The following is an 18,308-nucleotide window of genomic DNA, read 5'->3' on the forward strand; positions in this document are numbered from 1 at the left end:
GTAGAAGCGTCCGTGCAGGGGCGGGAGAGGAAGGTTTATCCATGGATCGGCGGTCTCTGGCTGAGTCGACAGAGGCCATAGCCGCCGGCCCATCCTCGTGACGGCGCCCTGAGCACGCGGCGGACAGGCAGCGGTGGCACATACGTAACGGATTACGTACTCCTACCGATGTGTCCCTGACATCTGTGCCGTTTCCTTGCGTTTATGACGACACCGAGCGTGAAGGCGCCGATGCCGAGGATCGAGCGGAAAGCCTCCGTGGTGCCCGTCGTCGCGGGCCTCGCCGTGGCCGTCCTGTTCACCGGGGGTTGTTCCGGCAGCCAGGGCACTTCTCTTTCCGGGGACCCGTCCGAGAGCGCGACGGTGGTGTCGGAGTCGCCGAGCCCTTCGCCGACCCCGTCCCTCACTCCCCCGTATCCGACCGGGGCGTCCGGCTGCCACGACAACAAGGGGTGGACGGCCGAGGAATCCAGCGACTGGGTTGGGCTCGTCGTCAACACTCCCAAGGAGAACTACGACGACGACAACACGGTGCAGGTAGTCAGCCAGCCGGGATACAACGGCCCGCTCTGCCGTGAGATCACCGTGCAGGTCGAGTTCTGGAAGCTGGTGTACGGCGTCGCGGACGGCGACCGCGGCGAACGTCTCTCGGACGGGACGCGACCCGTCTACTACTTCGACATCCGCCGGGTGAAGCGCGTCGAACTCCGAACGGACGCGAGCAGCGAGCGGAAGATCGCCCTGCCCAAGTCCCTCTACGCGAGTGACCGCAGCCCCTGCGAAGGCGCCCTCCTCTCGATCACCGTGGGCAAGCCGCTGACGAGCAAGGAACTTCCGGAGGAGATCGAGGTCGGCGGCGACGAGAGCCGCTGGGACAGCGCCCCGGTGGACTTCCGGTCGAAGCGGGTCGCCGACTACGAGCTGTCCCAGCCCTCGGCACCGCGGGTGTGCAGCCCGGACGGCAAGCCCACCGCCGACCCGGCCGATGTACCCACACCGGGCTCCCAACCGACAGACCTCTACCCGACGGAGCTCTACCCGACGGATCTCTACCCCACGCCCGAGACCAGCTTCGACATCGACGACGTCCTGCGCTCTCCCAGGCCCTGAGTCTCCCGGGCGGGATCCGAGCGTGCACCGACCTCTTCACCACCACATCAACAGGACCACCACATCAACAGGCCTTGCCACAAAGACAGTTCGACAGGGCCATCCGACATCACCTTGGGGAATCACATGCGCATACGCGCTGCTGCCACCGTCCTTTCCGGCGCCGTCGTACTTTCGGCGCTCGTTCTTCCGAGTGCCGCCCAGGCAGCGGAGCATCCCGGTGCGGCGACGGACCTCCTCGCGTTCGCCTCGCCGAGCGTCGAGCCGCAGGACGCGCTGGGCGGCACCACCTTCTCGGACGGGGTCGTCAACGCGGGCAAGGACATCGTTCTCGGCGTCAGCGGCAAGAAGGCCGTTCCCGTCACGTTCACCGCCTTCGACGTGGAAGGTGTGGCCATCACCCAGGCGTTCCTGTGGCAGGGCACCGACAGTTCGAGCACGGACACCATCACCGGCGCCCTGGAGTCGGACGACTACCCCACCTGCACGGAGACACCGGTCGACGGCGGATACAGCTACAGCTGCAAGACGGTCTTCACCATCGACCCCGCGGTCGCCTTCAAGGACGGCAACGGCACCGCGGGAACCTGGAAGGTCTTCCTGGGCGCCTACGACCTCTACGCGAACGCCAGTTACGACGACGACGTCACCAGAACCAAGATCAAGCGCGCGGCCAAGCTGACCGCCAACGCCTCCCCGGAGCCGGTGAAGAAGGGCAAGACCATCACGGTCACCGGCAAGCTGAGCCGCGCGAACTGGACCACGGGCAAGTACGCGGGATACGCGGCCCAGCCGGTGCAGTTGCAGTTCCGCAAGAAGGGCAGCAGCACCTACACCACCCTCAAGACGGTCAAGACCAGCAGCACCGGCACCCTCAGCACCACGACCAAGGCGGGCACCGACGGCTACTACCGCTTCGCCTTCGCCGGCACCACAACGACCGGCACCGCGAAGGCGACCGGCGACTTCGTCGACGTCAAGTAGGCCGCGTCCCGGCCAAGACCACGGTGACCGGCCCGGACAGCCTCACGGATCACCGCCGAGGGGGCACCCGGGCCGGGCTCACTCCCCCTCCGCGCGGGCGTCCCCGAAACGGCTTCCCGTGCGGCGGCGGGCCATCAGCGTGGCCAGGGCGGTACGCGAGGAGACCCCGGTCTTGCGGAAGGCTCGGGAGACATGGGTCTCGACGGTGCGCCGGCTGACGTAGAGACGGTCCGCGATGGCCTGGCTGGTGAGCCCCTGCGCGACCAGTTCGGCTATCTCCAGCTCCCGGACGGTCAGGGTGGCCAGCCGTTCGGTGAGTTGGGCGCGACCCGATGAGCCGTACACAGTCTCGGAGCCGCCGCCAGGGGGACGGGTGACGTCGGCGAGGCCGAGCAGCATTCCGCTGCCGCCCGACTCGGCGAGCCGGCGCCCCCTGCGCCAGGCGTGCGTGCCGTCCCGGCCGCGGCCCGCAGCCGCTTCCAGCGGGGCGCCGAGCAGCAGGGAGTGGGCCTCCCAGAAGAGCGCGCCACAGCGGGCGCTTTCCGCCGCGGCCTCAGCGAACAGGTCCGCCGCCGCTGCCGTGTCCGCCTGCGCGAGCGGCAGATGAGCGGCGCTGCGCAGCGCGGAGGCCCGCTGCATCGGCAGCCCCAGTTGTTCCGCCTCCTTGCGGGCTCGCTCGGCCCAGCCACGGGCCTCCTCGAACTTCCCCGTCACCAGTGCGGACGTGACCAGGATCTCCAGGTAGAGCGGTCGCATCGAGGGCTGGATCCGTTGCAGTTCGGGGCCGCCCGCCCGGAATATCGCTTCCCGGGCGCGGATCGGATCGCCGGCCATCAGCGCGGCCCACCCGAAGATGCACCAGGCCGTGGAAGCCCACCAGTTGACCCCGGTACCGGCCGCGGCCACAGCCTCGTCGGCGACGGCGAGGGGGCGCGGATCCCCCGGCGGGCAGCCGGCGACGAGCGCCGCGGCCCTGCTCGCCAGAACGAAGGCGAGCAACTGGTCGCTGCCGATCCCCCGGGCGATGTCCTCGGCCTGGTCGGCGAGTTCCAGAGCCGAGGAGATCCGGCAGGTCTGCAGGCGGACATGCGACAGGCACAGCAGCAGATGGGGCACGACGTAGAGCTGTCCGCTGCGGCGGGCGATGTCGAGGCCGCGCTCGGCATGCCGCTCCGCGTCGGGGTAGTGCTCCAGGAAGGCCTCCGCCCAGCCGAGTCGGGCCAGGGGTTCGCACAGCGCCGTGAGGTCGTTGTCGGGCAGGGAGTCGACCAGGGCGGCGGCCTGCCGGGCGAACCGGTGTGCCGCGGCCATGTTGCCCTCGTACGCCTCTCCCAGAGCGGCGACGGCGAGGACACCCGCCTCCCCGACCTCGTCCCCCGTGGACCGGGCCGCCGTGAGGGCCGCCTCGACCTCGGTGCGCACCTCGGCGTACGAGGTATCGCTGTCCTGGGGCGCGGCCGAGCCGAGCTCCAGGCCGAGCCGGACGACGTGAGCCGGCGCGGGACCGCGGGCCAGCTCGCGGCGTAACAACGCGACGGCCTCGGTGGAGCGCCCCAGATGACGCTCCACCAGCGCGCACAGTACGACCGCGCGCACTCTTAGGTCCTGGTCCTGGTCCTGGTCCTGGTTCTTGTCCTGGTCCTGGTTCTTGTCCTGGTCGCGGCCGGCGGTCGGGCCGACGGGTGACCGGTGCGGGGTGACGATCAGCTCTTGGAGCAGGTCGCGGCTCTCGCGCAGGCCACCGCACGCGGCCAGTGCGCGGGCCCGTCGCAGGGCCAACTCGCCTCGGCGGGCCGCGTGTTCGGGAGTGTCCGGAAGGTGGCGCAACGCCACTTCGAGCCAGTGGGCGCAGCTCCTCGGGGCCGTCCGGGCGGTTCGTGCGGCGGCCTCGTCGAGCACGGCCACCGCCGCCGGGTCCCAGGAGGTCAGCGACCGTTCCACATGGTGGGCTCGCTCGGCCGCCGAGGCACCGACGCGGGCCAGCTCCTGTGCGGCGAGCCGGTGAATCTCGACGCGTCTCAAAAAGGGCGTGCCTTCGTGGACAAGGGTTCGCACGACCGGATGCCGCAGGGTCAGCAGGCCTTGCGGGGTGGCGCGCAGCAGGTCGCGGCGGGTGAGAGCGTGGACGTCGTCGGTGAACGCGGGGCCGGAGCGGCCGGTCACCCGGCTCACCATCGCTGGGGTGGCGTGCTCACCCAGTACGGCCACGGCCTCGACCATGCCGCGCCGGGAGGGGGCGAGCACGCCGAGTTCGTCCAGCAGCAGGGCGCCGAGCCCCGGCGGCGCCGAGGACTCTGTCGTCGCACCCCCACGGTGGGCCTGAAGGAGGGTCAGGAAGTAGAACGGGTTGCCCTCGCTCGCGGCGTGCAGCGCGGCGGTCTCGGTCAACGGCAGGCCGGGGCCCGCCAGTTCGGCGCAGTCGCGAACGCTCAGCGGTCTCAGCCCGAGTCTGACGACGGAGCCGGTGTCGACTCCTCGGGTGAGCTGGGCGGCGAGGGACTCGGGACTCTGACGGTCACGGCGTGTCACCGCCAGGACGACGGGGGCGTGCACGGGATGGCGTACGAGGTGGTCCAGCAGCTCCAGCGACGCGGAATCCGCCCAGTGCAGGTCGTCGAGGGCCAGCAACAGGCCGGAGGGGGCGGCGAGCCGGGCGAGCAGGACGGCCGTGGACCGGTGCAGTCCGAAACGGTCGAGTGCGCCGCCCCGCTGAAGGAGGGTCGCCACCGCATCGGCCTCCGGGAAGCCGTCCAGGACGTGCGGGTCGAGGTGGGCGAGCGCGTCGGTGAACACCTGGAACGGCACCTGACGCTCGTACTCCGTGGCTCTGCCGCGCAGCACCAGCATTCCGCGTCGACGCGCCCCCGCGCACACCTCGCCCAGCAGCCGGCTCTTGCCGATGCCGGCCTCACCGGTGATGTCGACGAGCTGGGAACGGCCACCGTCACGGAACTCCGCACCCCGCACCGCGCTCCTCGCCGTACCGCGCGCGTCGCCTGCCGCACGGTCCAACAGTGCGTCGCACAGGGCCAGTTCGACGGACCTGCCCAGCAACGGAGCCCTGTATCCGCTGCCCCCGACCACCCCGTCCGCCCCCACCCGTACCCCCTTGCCTTCACATTCCCCTCACACATCATTCTCTCCCGGTGATCGCCGTAACCGCGGCGCCGACGAACCGGAACGGACGGCCGTCGCCTGATGCACCAGTTCGTCTCGCGCGGAGCCCGAAGGTCCCATAAGGTCGCGGTGCCTCCGTCGGTACGAAGGCAGCGCGGTCCTCACGGCTCGACCGGTCAGGAGTGCCCCATGTCAGGACAGTTCCAAGCGGTGGTTGAGGTCGACCGGCCCGTCGAGGATGTGTTCGCCTATCTCGCCGACGGACGCAACGACCCCCAGTTCAGCCCCCGGGTACTCAAGATCGAACGGATCCCCGAAACCCCCACCACCGTAGGAACGGTCTTCAAGAGCACGGTCAAGGACGCCGGCATGAAGAGCGCCAGGGAGTTCCGCATCACCGAACTCGAAGTCCCGGTACGGATCCGCTGGAGCGAGGTGTCCAAGAACAGCGTGACGGTCCGCGAAGGCGGCTACGACCTGGAGGGCTTGCCGGACGACAGGACCCGGGTACGCATCTTCAACGTCCTGGACGGCCACGGGCTCGGCAAACTCCTCGTCGGCGTGGCCCTCATCGCCGCCAGGAAGGACGCGGACGCGTTCGGCACCCGGATCAAGTCGGCGGCGGAGGCGGCAATCGCGCCACGCTGACGCCGGGAGGACGAGTACACAGTCCTCGCAAGACGACCCCTCCCACGATTCCATGTCCAACCCCACTGTCCGCAGAGTGACGCACGTCACGCTCGACATGAGAAATAAATGGATCGAGGTTCCCACTTATTCGATCAATGAGCAGCAACACCCGGCGCGCCCCCGGATGACGCGCCCCTGACTGATTCAGGAGGCTGCCGTGGCTCAGGTAGCGCTTCGGGACGGCATATCCCCGCAGTCGAGTGCGCCGGGGAAGAAAACCGAACGCGTGGTGCCGCTGTGGGAGGCGGCCAGGACGCGGCGCCTGCGGAGCATCGCGCACGATGCCGGGGCCACCCGGTGAGTTGTGCCGCCGCCTGCGGTCTTCGCAGCCGCGGCTCCCGGCACGCTCCTGATAGCAGCCAGACCCCGTCGAAGCAGGCGCACGTACGGCGGAGCCTGCGACGCGCGATGGCGGGTTTGGCGGGGACGGTCCTCGTCTATTCCGGCCTCCTCGCTGTGTCCGTCCGCGAGGGGGAACCCTTCGTCAGGGCCGACTGGACGTCATCCGCCGCCGAGGGGCTACGCCCCTACGGGACCGCCGCGGTTGATGGAGGAGCGGAGTTCCTCGGCGATGTGACACACACGCTGACCTGGGCCCTCGCCTTCGCCCCACTGCCCTTGGCGGTGCTGAGTCTGCTCTGGCTGGCCCAGCGCAATCAGCAGGCCTATCTGCGCCTGGCCATCGCGTTGATGTTGTCCGGCACGGCCGGGCTCGGCGCACTCGCCGTGGGGCGGGGATGGCCGGTGCGCGAGTCGTCCCTGTTCGGTGACTACCTGGCGCTGCCCGGCGCGACCGCGGGCTGGTACGTGCTGATGGCGCTCGCGGTGGTCACCACCACCACGAAGACCTGGCCGCGGGTGACCGTACTCCTGACCGCGCTGACCGCGGCCGCGGCGGGAGCGTCGACCGGGGGCAGCCTCTGGCTCGCAGCGCTGCCGCCCGTGGTCGTACCCGTTCTGGCGTGGTTCGCCGCAGGGCACCTCCTCCACGAGAAGCAGCAGCAAGCACGCGGGCGCGACAACGCCTTGTCCGCCGGGGATGTGCCGGGACGGGTCCTGTCGTTCCGGGCCCGTACCCGGGCGCCGCAGCGGGCGGACACCCCGGAAGCCGGCCGGCTGCGGCAGGCGGGCTGAGTGGCATGGACGTCAGCGCTCTGATCGAGGCGGCCGGGTGGTGGTCGTACGCACCCTCACGGCGAACGCCGTACTGCCACCCGACCCGACCCGACCGGACGGTTCCTGCCACCCGAGGGGCCGGGATCCGCGACTCAGCGCCCCGGATGGACGCGGACTGGTAGGGACGCCCAGGAGCGCAGGGTGTTGTTGAGGTGTCGGCGCGGGTTCGCGGTGAGTTCGATGTGCTCGACTCGACGTGCGAGGGCGGTCAGCAGGGCCTCGGCCTCCAGACGGGCGACGTGCTGGCCGACGCACTGGTGGATGCCCATGCCGAAGCCGACATGCCCGGAGGGGTCGCGCGTGAGGTCGAAGCGGTCGGGATCGTCCCAGCGCTCGGGGTCGCGGTTGGCCGCGCCGAGGAACATCAAGATCTTCGTGCCCTGCAAGACGACGGTGCCTGCGATGGTGACGTCGGTGGTGGCGGTACGGAAGAACGTCTGCACCGGCGACTGCCAGCGCACCGCCTCGTCGAAGGCGACCCGTGCCAACTCCGGCCGCTCGCGCAGTCGTTGCCACTGTTCGGGGTGGGTGGCGAAGGCGTACAGGCAGGCCGCCAGCCCGTGCACCGTGGTGTCGACACCGGCGGTGAGCAGGGAGCGCACCACCAGGGGCGCCTGCGCGGGAGTCAGGTCCCCGCGATCGGCGGCGGCCCAGACCCTTGCCCCGAACCCGCCCTCGGCCAGGGCCTCGCGGGCGCACTGGGCCCTCACCCATGCCGACAGCTCGGCCACTCGGTGGGCGTCGGCCTTCACCAAATCGTTGACGGGCCCGAAGGAGTTGAAGGCCATGTTGCCGTACGGCAGGAGGTTCTCCCGGCCGTCCGGGCCAAGGCCCACGGCGTCGGGGAACACCGTGAGCGGGAACGCGCGCGCCAGTTCGGTGAACGCGTCGAACTCCGTCGCGTCGGCAAGAACGTGCTCGACCAGTTCCTCGGCCGCCTGCTGCCAGGCCTCGCGCAGCTGACGCAGCGCGGGTGGCGCCAGGATCTCCCGCAGCACGCGTCGAGGTGCGTCGTGCCGAGGCGGGTCGGACTCCAGCAGCAGGCTCGGCGGCCGCCATGGTTTCTCGTGCCGAAAGTTGGCCAGGCCGACCCCCGCTCCCGACTCGAAGTGCTGCCAGTCCACCAGGGCGGCATGCACTTCCTGATAGCGCGCCAGGGCGTGCACGTCGTAGCGGGAGAGGTAGACGACGGGTCCGGCGGACCGCAGGACGTGATGGAGCTCTTCGGGCGCCCGGAGGACGTCGGGTGAGAAGACGTCGGCGTCACAGACGGGCAGCACGGCGGTTTCGGGCATGGCGGGTCCTTGCTTCGAGGCTACGGGGAGCAGGTCACAGATCGAGGACCAGGCGGTCGTCGCAGGAACGGGACACACACGGGAACATGCAGGTGTTGGCCGCCCGTTCGTACTCGGCGAGGATCGAGTCACGGTGGTCGGGCCTGCCGTCCAGGACGGGCGTGAGACAGGTGCCGCAGGTGCCCTGTTCGCAAGAGGACAGCACGTTCGCTCCCGCCCCGCGCACCGCGTCCAGCACCGAGACGTCCGGAGTGACGGTGACAGTGCGCCCCGTTCGCCGCAGCTCCACGTCGAAGGGCAGATCCCGCACCGGCGCGCGCTGTTCGGCGGCGGTGAAGCGCTCGGTGCGCAGGGTGTACGGCGGCCAGTGGGCGCAGGCGGCCTCCACCGCGGCGAGCAGCGGAGCGGGACCGCAGCAGTAGACCTTGGTGTCCGGAGGCGGGGTGCCGAGCCAGGACGCGAGGTCGAGCAGTCCCACCTCGTCCTGAGGGGCGATGTGCACCCGCTCGCCGTGGGCGGCCGTCAGCTCTTCGTGGAAGGCCATGGAGGCCCGGGTTCGTCCGCCGTAGAGCAACTGCCATTCCGCGCCCAGCAGTTCGGCCTGCTGGACCATCGACAGCAGCGGAGTGATGCCGACGCCGCCCGCGATGAACAGGTACCTCTCCGAGGGTGCCAGCGGGAAGTGGTTGCGCGGTCCGCCGACACCGATCCGGTCGCCCGGGCGCAGGGTGTCGTGGACGAACGCCGATCCGCCGCGTCCTTTCGGCTCGCGCAGGACGGCGATCCGATAGGTGTAGGCGTCCCACCGGTTCCCGCACAGCGAGTAGTGCCGCATCGTCCCGCCGGGCAGCACGACTTCGATGTGGGAGCCGGGAGTCCAGTCCGGCAGCCGCGCGCCCGCCGGATGGGCAAGGGTCAGCGCGACCACACCTTCGGCCACGGTCTCCTTGGCGGAGATCTCCAGAGTCACGACCACGTTGTCGCCTCCCGTCATCGGATTGCCGGAAGCATGCGCGGGGGCGAGCGGGAGGCGCGACGGGACTCTCATTCAATGAGAGAGGAAGCTGCGGGATTCCTCAGCCGGGCAGGCCGCGAGCCGTCAGGGCCCGGGAGACGCCGCGCGCCGCGGTCCGCACCACGGGTACGACGGAGGCCGCCCCGGCCTCGTTGGGGACGATCACCGACAACGCGGCCACCACCTCCCCCTGCCGTCCACGGACCGGGGCGGCGACGCCGAGGGCGTCCTCGTGCACGTATCCCGGGCAGTACGCGTAACCCTGGCGCCGGACCTCCGCCAGGGTGGAGCGCAGCGCGGTGGGGGTGGTGATGGTGTGCGGCGTGTACGCCTGCAGGGTTCCGGTGAGGATGCGTTCCTGGAGTGCGACGGGACCGTGCGCCAGCAGTACCAGGCCGCTGGACGACACATGCAGCGGCAGCCTGCCCGCGATCCGGGTGTAGTTAATGACTGCTCCCGGTGCCGAGAGCCGTTCGAGGAACAGCACCTCCTCGCCCTCCAGCACGGCGAGTTGGACGTGGTGGCCCACCACGTCGTGCACGCCCTCCAGGAACGGCATAGCCGTGTCCCGCAACGACAGGGTGGGCGACGCCCGCGTCCCCAGCTCCCACAACCGCATGCCGGCCCGCACCCGGCGGTCGGCGTCCCGTGCCAGGAAGCCGTGCGTGACCAGTTCGGCCACCAACCGCGACGCGGTCGCCAGGTGCAGTCCCGTGCGACGGGAGATCTCGGAGACGGTGAGAGCCGGCTCCTCGGGTGTGAACACCTCAAGGATCCGCACCGCCCGAGACAGAACCGAATCACCCATCTGTGGTGTCCTCCCACAGCCATGATCGGCTCAGGGACCGCGCAGGTCCATGCCCGCAGGCACATGGACGGCGACGATCCCGCACCTCACGGCTCCAGCCCCCCAGGTCAGTCCTTGCCCGAGCTCGACTCCGGTGCCGCATCGCCCGCCGAACCGGCGCGGAGCATGGCCTTGTAGAGGGCGTCATGCTCGGGCGAGGCTGGCAGAGGGCCGCGGGCCGGAGCCTCGAATGACTGGACGAAGAGCGCGACGACGCGGCGCCATGCGTCGGGGGCGGCGCCGCTGGTGGCGTTGACCACGCCGGCGTTCGCCATGTGCAGCAGCACCAGGTCCGAGGAGTCGAAGTCCTCGCGCAGCCGGCCCGTCGCCTTGGCCCGGCTGATGAGCTCCACCATGCCCTGGTAGGCCTCGTCGCGGCGCCTTTCCAGGCCCTTGGCGGTGGGGAAGGTCGTGGTCAGCACGTCGGCGAAGCCGGAGTCGGCGGCCTGCATCGCGCAGGCGGTCTCGATGTAGCCGACGAAGCCGTGCCAGGGGTCGGGGTCGTCCAGGCCGGCGGCGACCGCGTCGGCGTAGGCGTCCATGCGGTCGCAGAAGACGGCGTCGACCAGGTCCGCCTTCGTGGGGAAGCGGCGGAACATCGTGGCGATCCCCACGCCCGCCTCACGGGCCACCGAGGCCATTGAGGCGCCCAGACCGTCTCGCGCGAACACCACACGCGCCGCGGCGATGATCCGCTCCCGGTTGCGCTCGGCATCGCTGCGCAGCGGCTGAGCAGCGGGGACGTCGGAGTGCTGGGCGCCTGGGTTCATACCGGTCATCGTAGCAACCGGATTGCCCTATCCATTTCTGGTGGTACGGTGGCAACACAGAACCGGAATGACCTATCCGGATCTCGATACGGATAGGTCTATCCAAATATCTGCTGGCTTCGACCAGCCTTACGAAAGGATCACCGTGACCAGCATCGCCATCATTGGAGCAGGCCCTCAGATGGGCATGGCCATCGCCCGCACCTTCGGCTCCCAGGGCTTCGACGTCGCCCTCATCTCCCGCAACCGCACCAAGCTCGACGGCCTCGTCGCCACCCTCGCCGCCGAGGGCATCACGGCCGCCGCGTTCCCCGCGGACGTCCTCGACCATGACGCACTCAGCCAGGCGCTCAAGGACGCCGCCGCCAGGTTCGGCGGCATCGACGTCCTCGAGTACTCCCCGCTCGCCATCGAATCCACCGTGCTGGCCACTCCGGCCGAGAGCGACCCCTCCCACATCCAGCACGAGATCGAGGTCCAGCTGTACGGGGCCATGGCCGCGACCAAGGCGGTCCTGCCCGCGATGCGCGAGGCCGGCGCGGGCACCCTGCTCTACACCACCGGCGCCGGCTCCCTCGACCCGCTGCCGATGGTCGGCAACGTCAACGCCGCCGCGGCGGCGCTGCGCAACTGGGTGGTCAACCTGCACAAGGAACTGGACGGCACCGGCATCCAGGCCGCGCACATCGCCATCGACGTGGCGCTCGACGGCGGCTCGATCGACCCCACGCTCAAGGCGGCCACGCCCGAGGAGGTTTCCTCCGTCTACTGGGAGCTGCACACCACCAAGCGCGACCAGGGCGAGATCGTCTACAGGGGCTGAACTTCAGCCCCTGGCACCGCAGCCCCTCCCCCCTTTTGTCGGAGCCGAATCTGTCGGTGCCGGATCGCGCCACCGCTTCCCGCCGCCCTGCCGCGGCGGCGCGATCCACGGCCCTCAGGGCTCCAGAAGAAAAGAAGGCTCGACACCCATCGAGGCAACGCCCGCTCGCACGGATCGGTCGAACTGTCCGATCGCCTCCGCCAAGGCATCCCAAGTGACGGGAGACGTCCAGAAGTCCGGCGTGAAAATAGAGCCGACCCGCCAGCCTTCACCGGTGTTCACGATGCGGATGACCCCCTCCTCGGCCTGCATCGACTCGAACGCGAAGTCCTCACGGCCGGCTGCGGGGCCCTGCAGCCAGAGCGCCAGCCGATATGCCAACTCAGCCACAGGAAACGTCCCCTCGGACCACACCACCCGCCCTTGCTCCCAGATGGAGAGCTCTGCCTCAATGTCCAGGAGAAGCACCTCCAAGGGAGCCTCCTGCGGGGTGAGCCCACGCCTCCGCAGATCCGACAGTCCAAAGTTCCGGCACACGAACCGCATCGCCCGGCCTCCATGAGATCTGAGGCCCCACACACCCCAGGCCACCCAAATGCGGCGGACTCTACCAAGTCACGTGGCTACTCCGGTTTGCGGACCATGAAGCTGGCGATCGGTCCCTTCACCCCTTCGTCGAGCGCTTGCACCAGTCGCGCGGTGACAACGAGCCCAGCCTGTTCCAGCAGTTCGGAGATGCGATCCGCCGGCAGCCGGTAGGACTCGAAGGGCGCCGCCCGGTCGCCGTAGGCAAGGGTCCGACGCAGGTGCTCGCCCTCCCCCACCCGGCACACGAGCATCAGATGGCCGCCCGGCGCCAGGGTGCGGTGGAACTCGGCGAACACGACCGGCAACAACTCCGGCGGCGTGTGGTGAGTGGAGTAGTAGGCCAGAATGCCGCCGAGTTCGTGGTCGCCGATCTCCAACGCGGTCATGGATCCCACGGCGAACCGCAGGTCCGGGTAGGCCTCCCGGGCCAGTTCGATCATCTTCGGGGACACATCGATACCGAATACCGACAGCCCCAGTTCCGTCAGGTGCGCTGTCACCTTGCCGGGACCGCACCCCACGTCCGCGACCGCCCCGCCCCCCGTTGCCTGTACGAGTTCGGCGAACGCGGCCAGCATCGCGCGCGACAGCGGATCCAGCTCGGCGGGTGCCTTGACGCTTGTTGCGTAGTCGGCGGCCACGGTGTCGTACGACTCCCGGACCGCGGCGAGGTAGACGGTGTCAGTCACCCCGCAAACCTAGTGGCAGGTCCACCGAGGCACACGGGAATCTGCCACCCCTTGACTGCGAGGCTTCGGGAAGAATCTCAGTTGATCCGCACCCTGGCGTATGAATACTGGCTGTTGTCCCAGTAGTTGTGGTCTGCTTCCGGCGTTTCGCGTTGGACCAGAGGAAAGGCCTGCGCGCATCACCATGCACGATGACCAAGTGGACGTGAACGCCGACATTGTTGCGACCCTGATCCATGAGCAGTTCCCTCAGTGGAGCGGCAAGGCCATCCGACACCTGCCGTCGACCGGGACGGTCAACGCCATCTTCCGCATCGGGAACGACCTCTCTGCGCGCTTCCCGCTGCGTCTGACCGATGCCGCCGAAGCACTGGCGGTTCTGGAACAGGAAGCCCAGGCGAGCGCGGAGTTGGCACAGGTGTCTCGGTTCCCCGTCCCGGAACCCGTCGCCCTGGGAAAGCCCGGCGCGGGTTACCCCATGCCGTGGTCGGTCCAGACATGGCTGCCGGGAACGGTCGCCTCTGATGCCGACCCGAGTGGGTCGACCGCTTTCGCCGAGGACCTCGCGGCCTTCATCACAGGCCTGCGGAACGTCGACACGCGGGGGCGGTCATTCAACGGCGACAATCGTGGCGGCGTTCTCACTCACCACGACGAGTGGATGGCGGAGTGCTTCGGGGAGAGCAAGGGGCTGCTGGACGACGTGCCCCGGCTGCGCCAACTGTGGAGCCACTTCCGGGAGTTGCCGCGGGCGGGCGCCGACGTGATGAGCCATGGTGACTTGATTCCCGGCAATGTACTGGTCGAGGGAGACCGGCTCAGCGGCGTACTCGACACCGGCGGCTTCGGCCCTGCCGACCCCGCACTGGATCTGGTCAGTGCCTGGCACCTGTTGCAGCCAGGCCCCCGGGACGTGCTCCGGCGGGCACTGGACTGTGACGATCTGGAGTGGGAGCGCGGCAAGGCCTGGGCGTTCGAACAGGCGATGGGTCTGGTCTGGTACTACGTCGAGACCAATCCGACGATGAGCAGGATGGGGCGCCGGACACTCGACCGCATTCTGGATTCGATGGAGTCCATGGATTCGGTGGAGTGATGTCGCCCCGACCGTGGGCCGAGACGTGACACCCTCCCCCTGCCTCACCGGTCGGGCGTGCAGACCACGCCGGGGCTGATGGCATCCGACCCGGATGCGTCGCTCACCCAACTCGCTGGCCCTGGGAGGCCATGGGCTGCCGAGCGGACCGCATAGCGGTGACGACTTGACTGCCACGGAGTCCGACGGACACTGCGGCGCGGCAGGTGGCCGCGCCCGCGGGGACGGCTCCGGCTCATGGCTTCGCCAGCTCGCCCCGGATCTGAGGGAGCGCCTTCGTGCCGAGGAGTTCGATGGCGCGCAGGAAGTCGCGCTGGGGCATGCCGCCGACATCCATCTGGAGGATCTGGCGTGTGTGTCCGAGCAGACCGTGCAGGTGGAGGACCCGGTCGGCGATCTCGTCGGGGCTGCCGGCGAAGACCATGCCGCCGGGTTCGACGGCCGTGGCCCGGTCGGCGCGGGACGGGGCAGAGCTTAAGTGGTCCGCCGACCCACTTCCATTGCAGCCCACCGTACGCGAGAAACGGGCCGCCCGTTCCACTTCAATAGAGTGGGGGTATGACCTCGCCACCTTCCGACCAGACGCCGTGCCTGCAGCCCGGTACGGGACTGCGCGCCGACGCCGAACGCAACCGCGACCGCATCCTGGCCGCCGCCCGCCGCCTCTACGCCTCCGAAGGGCTCGGCGTCTCCATGGCCTCTGTCGCCCGCGAGGCAGGCGTCGGCAAGGCCACGCTCGGCCGACGCTTCGCCACCCGGGAGGAACTCGTCAACGCGGTCTTCGCCGACCGCATGGACGCCTACGCCGAGGCCGTCACCGAGGCACTCGCCGACCCCGACCCCTGGCACGGCTTCATCGGCTACCTCCACGCCATCTGCGCCATGCAGGCCGCCGACCGTGGTTTCGCCGACGTCCTGACCATGGCCTTCCCCGCCGCCAAGGCACTGGAGGCCCGCCGCACCGAGGCGTACAACCTGCTGCTGGAACTCATCGCCCACGCCAAGGACAGCGGGCATCTGCGCGACGACTTCACCCACCAGGACGTCGTCATCCTGCTCATCGCCAACGCCGGAGTCGTCACCGCCACCGGCGACGACGCCCCCGACACCTGGCGCCGCCTCGTCGGCCACATGATCCGCTCCTACGCCACGCCCTGCGCACCGATCCCCCCGCTGCCCGAGGCCCCGAGGCCCTCCGCCCTCTACCGCGCCATGGTCCGCCTGTCACGAGCCGACCCGTGCTCCATCCAGGACGGCGGCACGCAGTAGGCGGATCCGCGCCAATGACGGACCTCCGACTCCTCGCCGAAGTACAGGGCGCAGGTCTGCTTCCAGCGCTCGACGGCGGCGCGGTCGGCCATGAAGCGAGAGGAAGAAGGGAGGGGATACGGACGCGGTGCGCGGGACGGGCGGCTACTCCCCCTGGGCGACGGCGCCGAGCGTCTGGGCAAAGGTGCCCGTCACCCTGCCTGTTGAGTCACTCTGCGGCTTCCTCGGCCAGGTGGGCGCGAACACCGCCGTAAGCCTGGGCAGCCGGCACGACGCTCCCGTCGACGTATTTGACTGTCGTCCTGGTACACGAGGCCCACGCGCACCCCGTGGATATGCGGCCCGCTGCGGGAACGGCTCACCGGTGCCCGTCCGCTGACGACGGCCCGACGCACCCCATGGCATCCGCACCCGGTTCCGGCGCGGATGCCACCGAGGAGCTCAGAACATGGTGTTGTCGTTGGCGCTCTTCTCCGGCACTTCCTGGATCACGTCCCAGTGCTCGACGATCTTCCCGTCGACGACACGCCAGAAGTCCGCGACGGCCATGCCACGGTCGCCGGGCTTGAGGTGCAGGTTGCTGTAGGTGACCACCAGGTCCCCTTCGGCGATCGCTCGCTTGACGTCCAGGCGCAGGTCGGGGAACTGTCCGCGCAGCCAGTGGACATAGCCGACGAACGCCTGCGGTCCGTCCTGGGCCTCGGGGTTGTGCTGGGTGTAGTTATCGCCGAGGTGGGCTTCGGCCGCCTGTTCGGGCTGGTAGTCGTTGAACGCCTGCTCGTAGAAGGCGATCACGAGCGCCTTGTTGTCCTGAGCGGGCATGCGGATCCCCTGCCTTGCCGTGGTACGGAACCCGTCAGTCCGTCATGGCGTCGCGGACGAGGGCGGTGTCGACGAACTGCTCGAACCGCACGATGAGTCCGCCGCGTACGACGAAGTGGTGGGCGACGCGGACGGCGATCGGCTTGCCGGTGGCCTTGTTGGTCGCGGTGTAGCGGGCCAGAACGACGACGTTCTCGCCGTCGACGACGTAGGTGTCGTCGTGGGCGGCCCAGCCGTCCCAGTCCTGGCCGAGCTTCTCCATGACGTTGGCGGTGACGCCGTCGGGGGTGCGGTAGGTGCCGGCGAGAGGGAAGCCGGCCATCTCGGTCCACTCCACGTCGGGGGCGAGGGTGGCGCGCAGTGCTTCCAGGTCGCCGGCGGCGGAGGCCAGGTACTGGCGGCGTACGACGTCGGCGGGGGCCGTGGAAGTGGCGAACTCGGTCATGGTCAGCCCCACTTCATCTCGCCCTTGGCGACCTTCGCCCCGAGCTGGGCTGCGATCAGCATGCCGTTGTCCGGGTAGCGCGCGATCAGCGCCTCGGTCAGCGCGGCACCGTCGGCCGCCTTGCCGAGCTCCTCCTCGAAGGCGACGAGGTAGTCGCGGGTCGCGGTGATCGCGGACGCGTCGGCGGCGGTGCCGGGCAGGCGGTGGCCCGGGACGACCAGCTGCGGGTCGAGGGCGGCCATCTCGTCGAGGAGCTTGATCCAGGCGGTGCGGGAGGCGGGGGTGGCGGTGTCGGCGACCCAGACGTGCTCCTGCTGGAAGAGCAGGACGCCGCCGAGCAGGGCGCGGTGCTCGGCCTGCCACAGGTAGTGCCGGTCGGAGAGCTCGGGGGTGCCGCCCTTGAGCTCGAAGCGGTGGCCCTCCAGGGTGAGGTCGCCGGTCAGCGGCTCCAGGTCGACCAGGCGGGTGGGCAGGTTCGGGCCGAGGGCCTCCCAGGCCTTGAGCTTGCCCTCGTAGGAGTGCTGGATGTGCTCGATGACGATGGGGGTGGCGACGAACTTCGCCTCGGGGAAGGCGTCGGCGATGACTTCGGCGCCGAAGTAGAAGTCGGGGTCGCCGTGGGAGACGAACACGGTGGTGAGCTGCTTGCCGGAGTCGAGGATCTCGGCGGCCAGGCGGTGGCCGTCGGCGCGGGTGAAGGCGGCGTCGACGAGCAGCGCCTCGGTCTCGCCGGTGACGAGGGTGGCGGTCTTGTTCTTGCTGCCGGCCGGGAAGTCCAGGTCGAGGACCTTGAAGTCGAGCGTGCTCATCGGTGGCTCCTTTGCGCGAGGGACGGGGTGGGGTGGGGACGGGGGAAGCTCAGTGCGCGGCGAGGCGTTCGTCGATCTCGTCGGCGGTGGCGTGGCCGTGGGCCAGCGGGGTGACGGTGTCGCCGTCGACGGCCAGGAGGGTGGGGAAGCCGGTGACGCCGAGGTGGGCCGCGCGGCGGAAGTCGGCCTCGGCGGCGGCCCGCGTTCCAGGGGCTTCGAAGGCGGCGACGACGGCGTCCGCGTCGAGTCCGGCTGCCTGGGCGACCGTGCGGTAGGTGGCCGGGTCGGACAGGCTCAGGCCGTCGACGTAGAAGGCGTTCTGGAGGGCGGCGGCCAGTTCTGCCGCGCGGTCGGGGGCGACCTGGCGCAGGGCGGCGACGCCACGGGCGGCGGCCTCGGAGTCCATGACGAACGAGCCGTCGGCGATCAGCCGCTCGTAGCCCTCGCCGAACTCGGCACCGGTCAGCTCGGCGATCTTGGCGTTCGCGCCCTGGACGTAGCCGAACTGGCGGATCGGGACCCGGCGCGGTCCGGTGAACAGGCCGCCGGAGACCACCTCCACCGGCAGTTCGGGGTGGCGGGAGACGGTCTCGCGGAGCGTCCCGGAGAAACCGTGGGACCAGCCGCAGTAGGCGTCGAAGACGTAGACGAGCTTCATCGAAGACCTCGGTAAGGAGGACCGCCCGCCGGTTGCGAGCAGTTCATCTGATCAAACAGTAGCTGACTCGTCAGACATTCCTCGAACCGTGTGAACTGGGACACA

19 protein-coding genes are annotated in these 18,308 nt (G+C 69.8%); 7 read left to right on the top strand and 12 right to left on the bottom strand.

Features of this window, described 5'->3' with window-relative positions:
* Positions 1–204 precede the first annotated feature (204 nt).
* On the top strand, positions 205–1,110 hold the full coding sequence (locus OG381_RS04000) for a hypothetical protein (RefSeq protein WP_327714687.1): 906 nt from the start codon (positions 205–207) through the stop codon (positions 1,108–1,110).
* Between the two features lie 126 nt (positions 1,111–1,236).
* Positions 1,237–2,094, top strand: coding sequence for a hypothetical protein (locus tag OG381_RS04005; protein WP_327714688.1), 858 nt, complete (start codon positions 1,237–1,239; stop codon positions 2,092–2,094).
* A gap of 78 nt (positions 2,095–2,172) precedes the next feature.
* Here OG381_RS04005 and OG381_RS04010 read toward each other — a convergent pair whose 3' ends face one another.
* On the bottom strand, positions 2,173–5,148 hold the full coding sequence (locus tag OG381_RS04010) for a helix-turn-helix transcriptional regulator (protein ID WP_327714689.1): 2,976 nt from the start codon (positions 5,146–5,148) through the stop codon (positions 2,173–2,175).
* A 252-nt stretch (positions 5,149–5,400) separates the two neighbouring features.
* On the opposite strand from OG381_RS04010, the gene OG381_RS04015 reads away from it, so the two are divergent.
* Positions 5,401–5,859 carry an SRPBCC family protein gene (locus tag OG381_RS04015; protein ID WP_327714690.1) on the top strand — a complete coding sequence of 153 codons (459 nt, stop codon included), beginning with the start codon at positions 5,401–5,403 and terminating at the stop codon, positions 5,857–5,859.
* A 450-nt stretch (positions 5,860–6,309) separates the two neighbouring features.
* On the top strand, positions 6,310–7,035 hold the full coding sequence (locus tag OG381_RS04020; RefSeq protein WP_327714691.1) for a hypothetical protein: 726 nt from the start codon (positions 6,310–6,312) through the stop codon (positions 7,033–7,035).
* A 134-nt stretch (positions 7,036–7,169) separates the two neighbouring features.
* On the opposite strand, the gene OG381_RS04025 is transcribed toward OG381_RS04020, so the two are convergent.
* From OG381_RS04025 to OG381_RS04040, 4 genes are all read right to left on the bottom strand, one after another.
* The gene (locus OG381_RS04025) at positions 7,170–8,372 is read right to left on the bottom strand and encodes a cytochrome P450 (RefSeq protein WP_327714693.1); all 1,203 of its coding nucleotides are present in this window, start codon (positions 8,370–8,372) and stop codon (positions 7,170–7,172) included.
* Positions 8,373–8,406: 34 nt separating this feature from the next.
* Positions 8,407–9,366 carry a PDR/VanB family oxidoreductase gene (locus OG381_RS04030; protein WP_327722376.1) on the bottom strand — a complete coding sequence of 320 codons (960 nt, stop codon included), beginning with the start codon at positions 9,364–9,366 and terminating at the stop codon, positions 8,407–8,409.
* An 82-nt stretch (positions 9,367–9,448) separates the two neighbouring features.
* Entirely contained in the window at positions 9,449–10,195 is a 747-nt protein-coding gene (locus OG381_RS04035; RefSeq protein WP_327714694.1) for an IclR family transcriptional regulator, read from the bottom strand.
* Positions 10,196–10,302: 107 nt separating this feature from the next.
* Complete coding sequence (locus tag OG381_RS04040; protein ID WP_327714695.1) at positions 10,303–11,004, bottom strand: TetR/AcrR family transcriptional regulator; 702 nt, start codon at positions 11,002–11,004, stop codon at positions 10,303–10,305.
* A 145-nt stretch (positions 11,005–11,149) separates the two neighbouring features.
* Here OG381_RS04040 and OG381_RS04045 point away from each other — a divergent pair, with 145 nt between their 5' ends.
* Complete coding sequence (locus tag OG381_RS04045) at positions 11,150–11,827, top strand: SDR family NAD(P)-dependent oxidoreductase (RefSeq protein ID WP_327714696.1); 678 nt, start codon at positions 11,150–11,152, stop codon at positions 11,825–11,827.
* Between the two features lie 114 nt (positions 11,828–11,941).
* Here the strand turns inward: OG381_RS04045 and OG381_RS04050 are convergent, their stop codons facing one another.
* Entirely contained in the window at positions 11,942–12,295 is a 354-nt protein-coding gene (locus OG381_RS04050) for a DUF7878 domain-containing protein (protein WP_327722377.1), read from the bottom strand.
* A 155-nt stretch (positions 12,296–12,450) separates the two neighbouring features.
* Positions 12,451–13,104, bottom strand: coding sequence for a class I SAM-dependent methyltransferase (locus OG381_RS04055; protein ID WP_327714697.1), 654 nt, complete (start codon positions 13,102–13,104; stop codon positions 12,451–12,453).
* A 184-nt stretch (positions 13,105–13,288) separates the two neighbouring features.
* On the opposite strand from OG381_RS04055, the gene OG381_RS04060 reads away from it, so the two are divergent.
* Positions 13,289–14,200 carry an aminoglycoside phosphotransferase family protein gene (locus OG381_RS04060; RefSeq protein ID WP_327714698.1) on the top strand — a complete coding sequence of 304 codons (912 nt, stop codon included), beginning with the start codon at positions 13,289–13,291 and terminating at the stop codon, positions 14,198–14,200.
* Positions 14,201–14,435: 235 nt separating this feature from the next.
* On the opposite strand, the gene OG381_RS04065 is transcribed toward OG381_RS04060, so the two are convergent.
* Entirely contained in the window at positions 14,436–14,624 is a 189-nt protein-coding gene (locus OG381_RS04065) for a hypothetical protein (RefSeq protein ID WP_327714699.1), read from the bottom strand.
* 134 nt (positions 14,625–14,758) lie between these two features.
* On the opposite strand from OG381_RS04065, the gene OG381_RS04070 reads away from it, so the two are divergent.
* Positions 14,759–15,469 carry a TetR/AcrR family transcriptional regulator gene (locus tag OG381_RS04070; RefSeq protein WP_327714700.1) on the top strand — a complete coding sequence of 237 codons (711 nt, stop codon included), beginning with the start codon at positions 14,759–14,761 and terminating at the stop codon, positions 15,467–15,469.
* Between the two features lie 441 nt (positions 15,470–15,910).
* Here the strand turns inward: OG381_RS04070 and OG381_RS04075 are convergent, their stop codons facing one another.
* From OG381_RS04075 to OG381_RS04090, 4 genes are read right to left on the bottom strand one after another with little or no spacing between them, the layout of a single operon-like run.
* On the bottom strand, positions 15,911–16,291 hold the full coding sequence (locus OG381_RS04075; RefSeq protein ID WP_327714701.1) for a nuclear transport factor 2 family protein: 381 nt from the start codon (positions 16,289–16,291) through the stop codon (positions 15,911–15,913).
* Between the two features lie 34 nt (positions 16,292–16,325).
* Entirely contained in the window at positions 16,326–16,736 is a 411-nt protein-coding gene (locus OG381_RS04080) for a nuclear transport factor 2 family protein (RefSeq protein WP_327714702.1), read from the bottom strand.
* Positions 16,737–16,738: 2 nt separating this feature from the next.
* A complete protein-coding gene (locus tag OG381_RS04085) occupies positions 16,739–17,545 on the bottom strand; it encodes an MBL fold metallo-hydrolase (protein ID WP_327714703.1) in 807 nt (268 codons plus the stop codon).
* A 49-nt stretch (positions 17,546–17,594) separates the two neighbouring features.
* Positions 17,595–18,203: a DsbA family protein gene (locus tag OG381_RS04090; RefSeq protein WP_327714704.1), complete on the bottom strand. Its 609-nt coding sequence runs from the start codon at positions 18,201–18,203 to the stop codon at positions 17,595–17,597.
* Between the last annotated feature and the right edge of the window lie 105 nt (positions 18,204–18,308).

It is taken from the genome of Streptomyces sp. NBC_00490 (assembly GCF_036013645.1).
GTDB classification, from domain to species: Bacteria; Actinomycetota; Actinomycetes; order Streptomycetales; family Streptomycetaceae; genus Streptomyces; species Streptomyces canus_F.

What these genes read in the sequence shown, in the direction of transcription:
- OG381_RS04000 (WP_327714687.1), top strand. Translation starts at nt 205, where the DNA reads ATGACGACACCGAGCGTGAAGGCGCCGATGCCGAGGATCGAGCGGAAA.
- OG381_RS04005 (WP_327714688.1), top strand. Translation starts at nt 1,237, where the DNA reads ATGCGCATACGCGCTGCTGCCACCGTCCTTTCCGGCGCCGTCGTACTT.
- OG381_RS04015 (WP_327714690.1), top strand. Translation starts at nt 5,401, where the DNA reads ATGTCAGGACAGTTCCAAGCGGTGGTTGAGGTCGACCGGCCCGTCGAG.
- OG381_RS04020 (WP_327714691.1), top strand. Translation starts at nt 6,310, where the DNA reads ATGGCGGGTTTGGCGGGGACGGTCCTCGTCTATTCCGGCCTCCTCGCT.
- OG381_RS04025 (WP_327714693.1), bottom strand. Translation starts at nt 8,372, where the DNA reads ATGCCCGAAACCGCCGTGCTGCCCGTCTGTGACGCCGACGTCTTCTCA.
- OG381_RS04030 (WP_327722376.1), bottom strand. Translation starts at nt 9,366, where the DNA reads ATGACGGGAGGCGACAACGTGGTCGTGACTCTGGAGATCTCCGCCAAG.
- OG381_RS04035 (WP_327714694.1), bottom strand. Translation starts at nt 10,195, where the DNA reads ATGGGTGATTCGGTTCTGTCTCGGGCGGTGCGGATCCTTGAGGTGTTC.
- OG381_RS04040 (WP_327714695.1), bottom strand. Translation starts at nt 11,004, where the DNA reads ATGAACCCAGGCGCCCAGCACTCCGACGTCCCCGCTGCTCAGCCGCTG.
- OG381_RS04060 (WP_327714698.1), top strand. Translation starts at nt 13,289, where the DNA reads ATGCACGATGACCAAGTGGACGTGAACGCCGACATTGTTGCGACCCTG.
- OG381_RS04065 (WP_327714699.1), bottom strand. Translation starts at nt 14,624, where the DNA reads ATGGTCTTCGCCGGCAGCCCCGACGAGATCGCCGACCGGGTCCTCCAC.
- OG381_RS04070 (WP_327714700.1), top strand. Translation starts at nt 14,759, where the DNA reads ATGACCTCGCCACCTTCCGACCAGACGCCGTGCCTGCAGCCCGGTACG.
- OG381_RS04075 (WP_327714701.1), bottom strand. Translation starts at nt 16,291, where the DNA reads ATGCCCGCTCAGGACAACAAGGCGCTCGTGATCGCCTTCTACGAGCAG.
- OG381_RS04080 (WP_327714702.1), bottom strand. Translation starts at nt 16,736, where the DNA reads ATGACCGAGTTCGCCACTTCCACGGCCCCCGCCGACGTCGTACGCCGC.
- OG381_RS04085 (WP_327714703.1), bottom strand. Translation starts at nt 17,545, where the DNA reads ATGAGCACGCTCGACTTCAAGGTCCTCGACCTGGACTTCCCGGCCGGC.
- OG381_RS04090 (WP_327714704.1), bottom strand. Translation starts at nt 18,203, where the DNA reads ATGAAGCTCGTCTACGTCTTCGACGCCTACTGCGGCTGGTCCCACGGT.